The 7333-nt window shown below is 66.5% G+C and carries 4 protein-coding genes; 3 read left to right on the forward strand and 1 reads right to left on the reverse strand.

Annotated elements, in window-relative coordinates; all coding sequences use genetic code 11:
* Positions 1–3014, reverse strand: a 3014-nt coding sequence (locus ACFO0B_RS28465; protein WP_378616236.1) for a tetratricopeptide repeat protein, incomplete at its 3' end; no start/stop codon positions are given.
* A 339-nt stretch (positions 3015–3353) separates the two neighbouring features.
* On the opposite strand from ACFO0B_RS28465, the gene ACFO0B_RS28470 reads away from it, so the two are divergent.
* From ACFO0B_RS28470 to ACFO0B_RS28480, 3 genes are all read left to right on the forward strand, one after another.
* On the forward strand, positions 3354–3701 hold the full coding sequence (locus tag ACFO0B_RS28470; RefSeq protein ID WP_378616238.1) for a hypothetical protein: 348 nt from the start codon (positions 3354–3356) through the stop codon (positions 3699–3701).
* Positions 3698–4360: a hypothetical protein gene (locus ACFO0B_RS28475; RefSeq protein ID WP_378616240.1), complete on the forward strand. Its 663-nt coding sequence runs from the start codon at positions 3698–3700 to the stop codon at positions 4358–4360. Before ACFO0B_RS28470 ends, ACFO0B_RS28475 begins: the two co-directional genes overlap by 4 nt.
* Before the next feature lie 223 nt (positions 4361–4583).
* A partial coding sequence (locus tag ACFO0B_RS28480; protein WP_378616242.1) for a CHAT domain-containing protein occupies positions 4584–7333 on the forward strand: 2750 nt, incomplete at its 3' end.

The following is a 7333-nucleotide window of genomic DNA, read 5'->3' on the forward strand; positions in this document are numbered from 1 at the left end:
ATCGCGGCACCGTGACGGTCGCCGAGCTCCAGGGACAGTTCTAGGGCTTGGCGGTAGTAGTCCTCGGCTTGCTCGAACCGCCGCTGATCCTGCGCCACGGTGCCGAGTTGGTGGTAGGTGCTCGCGGCGCCGTGACGGTCGCCGAACTCCAGTTTCAGGTCGAGGGCTTGGCGGTAGTAGTCCTCGGCTTGCTCAAAGCGCCGCCGCTCCTGCTCCACCATGCCGAGTTGGTGGTAGGCGATCGCGGCGCCATAGCGGTTGCTGAGTTCCGGTGTGAGGTCGAGGGCTTGGCGGTAGTAGTCCTCGGCTTGGTCGAACCGCCGCTGAACCTGCGCCACCATGCCAGCGAGGTTCAAGAGGTATGCACGTTCGGTGCGATCGGTGAGGTCGCTACGGGTGGACAGGGCGGTTATCGCTTGATGGAGTAAGTCTTCGCGGGTGGTGTGTTGGCGGTTCTGGTCGAGGAGTTCCTCGATCGGGCCCAAGACGGGCAGCACAGGATGGCCGTGTTGCAGGGCGGTGTCGATCGCGGCGGTGAAGTTGGCGTAGCTGGCGGTGGTGACGGCGCGGCCGGTAGCACGTTGGTTGGGGTCGTTGGCGGTCAGCATGGTGTACAGGGTGAGGCCGAGTTGTGCGTGGAGATGGTAGTGGGCGGTGCGGGTGATCGACCACCAGGCGGGGTGGTGGGTGTGTAGGGCGCGGCGCAGGAAGTAGGGCAGGATCGGCACCACCGACACCCATCCTTGTAACTGGTGGTGGGGTGTCGCGAGCCCGATCCGCACCGCCGCGGCCATTCCCGCGGCGAGGTCGATACTGCCCCAGGGGTCGTCGGCGGGTGCGTTCTCGGTGAGCAACTGTTGGTAGGTGGTGAGGATGTCGTCGCCGGGGATGACGGCGGCGAAGGGTGCCAGCAGGGAGAGGCTGGTTTGGAGGGTGGGGTCGAGTTTGGCGTGGCTGTATTCGATCGCGGTGGTGATCAACCCGACCGGGGCCGCGCCGGCCACGCCGTCGGCGAGTTCCTGCAACACCTGCGTGGGTGGGGTGGTGGCGAGGGTGGAGAGGACGACTTCCAGGGGCAGGGGGTAGCCACCGAGCAGGTCGAGTAGGCCGGTGAGGGCGTCGCGTTGTTCGGGATCGTCGCGGTAGCCGGTGGCGTGGTGTCGGTCGAGGATACGGTCGGCCAACACCGACGCGGCTTGCGGATCCAACCCACCCAGCCGGTAGATGTTGGACCCGAAACTCTCAGCTGCGATCCAGGTTTCGGCTTCACGTGACCCCCATAAAACCAGGGTGCGTCCGCGACGCAGCCGTGCCGCCCACGACCGCAGGGCGTCGCGTTCGGTGTCGGGTAGGGCGTGTGGGATGGCGGCGGGCGCGGCGGTGATGGATTCGGCGTTGTCGATGATCACCAGGTGTCGGTTTGCGCGCAGGAATTCTGCTACTTGTTCGCGTTTGGCGAGTTCGCCCAGTGAGTCCCAGCTGGCGAACTCGATCTTGCCGGGCCATATCCGGGCGGCGATGGTGCGCACCATCTGATCGACCGTCCAGGCACGGTCTTCGAAACTGAAGACGAAAACTTCCTCGACGAGTCCAGTGTAGTGCCACCACCAGCCCAGGTGTTTCAGGAGTGTGGATTTCCCGGCTCCGGCCATGCCCTGGACGAGGAGTTGGTTTTGGTCGGGGTCGGTCAGGAGTTGACGTTCGATGCCGTGGACGTCGAGGTCGCGGCCGACGAACTCGCCGTAGGTGACCGAGGGTTCATCTCCCACGGTGGCTTTGCGTGTGTAGTAGGAGTCCTGCTCGGCCAGCTGCATCGGGCGCACGCCGAGGTCGAATGCGTGTTGGCGGAACGCAACCGGCAGTACCCAATCCTGCAACGGCAGACTCTGGTCGAAATATCCCTGCCGGTCGGGGTTGTCGAACAACTCGCGTCGCATCACCCGCACCGCGGCGTCGGGATCGATGCCGGAAGCGAGCCGCTCGTAGAGCATCGGTACTCCCAGCGCGGCAGCGGTGACGGTCACCGAATAGGCCATCCCGACCACCATCGGAACCCCCGCCACCACCAACTGCTGCGCCAACGCCGCCTCGTTGCCGGTCTGCTTCGCCGACTGGCACGCGTTGAGCACCGCCATCGATACCCGATACTCGGCCAGCAGCCTCGCCACCTGGTCGGCCGAGCGAGGATCGGCCTTGCCGACTGTATCGGTCTCGAAGAACAGAAACCCCCGCTTGCCCTCGAAAACCTGCGGGTCACCTCCGGCGAACAGGTAACGCCCCGACCGTGACCCGGCCTGCATCGTCCCGTGGTCGGTGAACGCGCCGTGCAGGTCGAAATGCACCAGCTGATACCAACCCGAAGACTCGTGCTCCTCCCGCGCGGCCTCCAGATGAGCGCGCAGCGCAGCCCACGTGCCGGGACGCACCAACTCGACCCGCACCGGCACCCGCGCCCGACGCAGAGCGGCGACCAGAGGGCGGGAGATGGTGCGGTAGCCGACATCATTGGCGCCGTCGGGGCGGGCGGTCACGATCAGAATATTGAGGCTCGGCCACGGCCCGGCGACCTCAAACCGCGCCGGTCGCAACTCCACTCGCCGCATAATCGGCACCCGCAACGCCAGCGGCGAATCCAGGTCGGGGTCGAACAGGGCTTCCCAGTGCAGGCGGTGAAACCCCGCCCCACCGACGACCTCGATGCGGCAGCCGTCGAAGCCCCGGCTTCGCATCGTCTGATACTTGAATCCGGTCGCGCCCCCGAGCACTTGAGCGAATAGTTTCTGCCCGTACTCGCCCAGAACGGTGACAGCGGTGCGGCGGCGGTCGCCGTCGAGGAAGGGATAGCGGAGATGCTGCTCGAAGTACCAACCCAGTAACTCCTCCTCCGCCTTCGTGGCGGGATCGGTGACCGTGACCGGATACGCAGCGCCCTCCCCCGGGTAGCGCACCCGCACCTGGAACGAGCCGTCCGTGTCGATGCTGTGCTCGACGATCTCGATCACCGAATCCGCCACCCAGAAATCCTCCCCACTCGGCTGCCGCGATCGACCTACTACACCAGGCGTGGCAAGGTCGACAAACCCGACTCTATCCTTGCGCACTCTCGGAAACCTGCTGAGAGCAAACAAATTGCTGCCCCGATCAAGCCCCCTGAAACACCCCGAAACGGACCGGCCGCCACCCTTTCCGGCACCGACATCCTCACGACTCGAACACATCACGCCCCACACGCGCCGCCCTGGTCGCGGTCGTCAGCTATTTTCGGAGGCCAGCCCGCACGAACGCCACTCAAGGGACGTTCCAGGGCGGACCCGCCGACCCCGTTTCCGATCCGATGCGTGAGGAATACCGCTGTGGACTACCAGTTTTCGCGTGACCCGAGTTGGACACGCGCCGTCTACGAAGCCATCGCCACCGCCAAGATATCGGTGCTCGTGCGCGACGACTCGGACGCGACCACGGTCACCGTGTCGGGGCCGTGCCCGAACTGCGCCCACCCGTTCACCGATACCGACACGTTGAAAGGCTCGGTCGACATCGGCCGGGTCACCTTCACCGTGCCCGGCGAACCCGAACCCCTCCCACCGGCGACCCTGCACTGCACCTGCCGTGAACCCCATCCCGGCCGACCCGCCACCGTAGCGACCGGGTGCGGGATCCATTTCCTGGTCTTCGCCACCCGCACCGGGCAGTCCTCATGACCGGCAGCCCCGGCTGGACTGCTGCCGAACCACCCCCCGGCATCGGTCCGCGCGAACTCGATATCGCCGCGCGGGAGCGTTTCGACTCTCTACTCGCTGCCGCGCCCGCCGGGATTCAGACCTCGGCTGAGAAGTGGAGCGCGGGCCTGCTGGCCCTGTTGGCGTTGATTACCGCCTCGGTGATCGTGAAGGGCCCGACGACCGTGGGCGAGGTCGCCGACGGGTGGCGGTGGCTGCTGATCGCGTTGGTGGTGTCGGCGTTGCTGGCGGCGTTGACCGCGTTGTGGAAGCTTCTCGCGGTCTCGGCGCGCCGTTTCGAAACCATGAGCCGCACGACCCTGTTCGGTGAGCCCGGCGAGTTCGAACATCGACGCACGAAGGCCACGGCCAAGGATGCCGCGTCGGTGCGGTGGGCGATACGCCTGGGTGCTCTTGCCCTGCTCCTACAAGTCGCGGCCGTGACGGTGTGGGCGTTGATCCCACCGCCGTCGAAGTCCCCGCCCGCCTACCTCACCGTCGAGACTGCGGCGGGGAAGGTGTGTGGTGAGGTGGTCAGCGGTGACAACGGCGAATTGCGACTCAAGGTGACCGGCGAGCGTGATCCCCGAGTTGTTCCGTGGGCCGGGGTCACCAATATCCGTCTCACCGAGAAATGCTGACCGAGGCATGTCCACCATTCGAATGACAGGTGCTCGAGGGCGGTCCGGTGTTCGATGGTGTCAGCGGCAATTCCGGTGCGAGCCTTCTACCCTGACGCGCACCGATACCGGTGACGAACAAATCGCGACCACGCGCACGGGTCCGCCACTGGCCAGGGTTGTGCAACCGCGGCGAGTGAGTCCGAATGATTCTCGAGGGGGGAAGGTTCAGGTGGTTGGGTCGGTGGATTCGGTGATCGAGGTGGTCGAGCACAGCGTCGACGCGGACGGTTCCTTCCAAGTGCGCGTCCACTACCCGGCTGATGGTGCGGACCACCTGGTGCGGGTGACCGATCCCGGCTCGCCCGCTGTCGAGGAGTTGCTGGCGTGGTATTTCGAGCAGCATCTGCGCCGTCCATTCCTCGATGGTGACCGTCGCCGTGCGGCCGTGGTGGCGTTGGGTGAGTACGGGCGCGACCTGTTCGCGCAGGTGTTCGCCGGGGAGGCCGGGTTCGGGTATCAACTGTTGCGCAGGCAAGGTTTCGACGGCTGTCGCATCGAGGTCGTCGGCAGTGCGGTGTTCCATCACCTGCACTGGGAGGCGATGTTGGACCCGGCACTGAATACGCCGGTGGCGTTGCGGGTGCCGATCACGCGCCGGGTCGAGCGCCAGCCGATCCAGTTCGAACTCGCCGAACCTCGCCCGACCTTGAACATTCTCGTCGTGACCGCGCGCCCCGACGGCGCCCGAGACGTCGGCTACCGCACCATCTCCCGACCCTTGGTCGCCGCGCTGCGCCAAGCCGAACTCCCGGTCACCATCGAAGTCGTCCGGCCGGGAACCTGGCAGGCGCTGCGCGCTCACCTCGAGGCCGCTCGAGCGAAACACAAGGGCACCGGCTGGTACCAGCTCGTGCACTTCGACGTGCACGGCAGCTTCGCCGACCACACCAGCGTGCGCGCCGGGGCCCAAGCGGGCCGCTACACCTTCGCCAACGGGGACCCGACGGAATTCGAGGGCAAACGAGGGTTTCTGTTCTTCGAGACCGATACAGTCGGCAAGGCCGACCCTCGCACCGCCGACGACGTCGCGAAACTACTCGCCGAATACCGGGTACCGATGGCGGTGCTGAATGCTTGCCAATCGGCGATGCAAACCTCCCACGAGGCGGCCCTGGCTCAGCAGTTGGTGGAGGCGGGGGTGCCGATGGTGGTCGGGATGGCGTACTCGGTCACCGTCACCGCCGCCGCGTTGGCGATGCCGGTGCTCTACGAACACCTCACCCGCGGCGACCACCCCGAAGACGGGCTCCGCGCGATGCGCCGCACCTTGGCCGACCAGCCGGAACGGCGCGGCTATTTCGACCAGACGCTGCCTCTTGACGATTGGGTGCTGCCGGTGGCGTTTCGGCAGCGGGCTGTCGACCTCGCGCTGCGGCCGATGCAGGCGGCAGAAGAGGACAGCTTCGACACCCGCGAGGCTCTCGTCGGCGACGAGCCCGCCCCCGAGTACGGGTTCGTGGGTCGTGACCTGGATGTGCAGGGTATCGAGCGGATGCTGCTCACCGACCCCGACCGCAACCAGGTCCTGGTCAAGGGCATGGCCGGCGCCGGGAAGTCCACCCTCCTGCAACATCTGGGGTGGTGGTGGAAACGCACCGGCCTCATCGACCAGGTCTTCGCCTTCAGTTTCGAAGATCGTGCCTGGACCTGCGATCAGATCGTGCGCGAGATCGCCACCCGGCTCTGGCCGGGCAAGGTCGAGTTCGCCATCTGGGACAGCACCTCCGAAACCGTCAAACGCGAACGCGTCGCCAAAGCTTTACGGACACGACGACATCTGCTGGTCATCGACAACCTCGAATCGGCCACCGCCGCACCCGCCGCCATCCCCCACGCCCTCCCCGAACCCGAACGCGAAGCCTTGCGGGAGTGGGTGGCGCGGTTGCGGGCGGGTAAGTCGTTGGTGGTATTCGGGTCGCGTGAGCCCGAGACCTGGCTCGCCACAGAGAGTTTCGGTGCGAACGCGTACGAGTTGGGTGGGTTGGATCCGCAGGCAGCCTCGGTACTGGCCGACCGCATCCTCGACCACCACCACGCCACCGGCTACCGCACCGACCCCACCCAACGCCAAGCCCTCGACGACCTACTGAAACTCCTGGACGGATACCCACTCCCACTCGAAGTCGTCCTACCGACCCTGGCCAACACACCACCGACGGTCGTACTCGAAGAACTCGGCACCGGTGGCGCGGGCGCAGATCCGGTGGGGTTGATCCAGTCGGCGATCGAGTACAGCCACGCCAAACTCGACCCCACCCTCCAAACCTCCCTCGCCCTGCTGGCCCCCTTCACTGCCGTCATCCCCCAACCGGAGTTCCTCGCCGACTATCAGCAACTGCTGGCAGAGACCGAACCCGAGAAGGACCGGTGGGGGCAGGTGGACCTCGCCGCGGCAGTCGAGGCGGCGGTGGGGATCGGTTTGGCCGCCCCGCACGAACAGTTGCGGGGGTGGGTGCGGGTGGTACCGATCCTGCCCTACTTCCTGCGCCAAGCCCTCCAAGCCCACCCCTCGTGGTGGCAGGCCGCCCGCACGGCTCATTACCGGCTGCACGCCAGCCTCGGCCAACAGTTGCAGACGATGTTGACCGGCACCGACCCCGGCCAGCGTGCCACCGCCCGCACCGCCACCACCACCTCCTACGCCAACCTCACCACCGCACTCGACACCGCACTCGATCACGAGCTGCCCGTGCTGCCCGTCCTCGCCCCGGTGCAGACATTGCTCGACCAAACCCGGCAACAGACCGCCCGCGAACACCTGCTCCAGCACGCCATCACCCGACTCACCACCAGCACCAACCCCGCCATCCGCCAAGAACTGCCACACCTGCTCCACCGGGCAGGCATGGTGGCGCAGGAGCAGCGGCGTTTCGACCAAGCCGAGGACTACTACCGCCAAGCCCTCGACCTGAAACTGGAGTTCGGTGACCG

The organism is Nocardia jiangsuensis (assembly GCF_042650385.1).
Taxonomy (GTDB): Bacteria; Actinomycetota; Actinomycetes; order Mycobacteriales; family Mycobacteriaceae; genus Nocardia; species Nocardia jiangsuensis.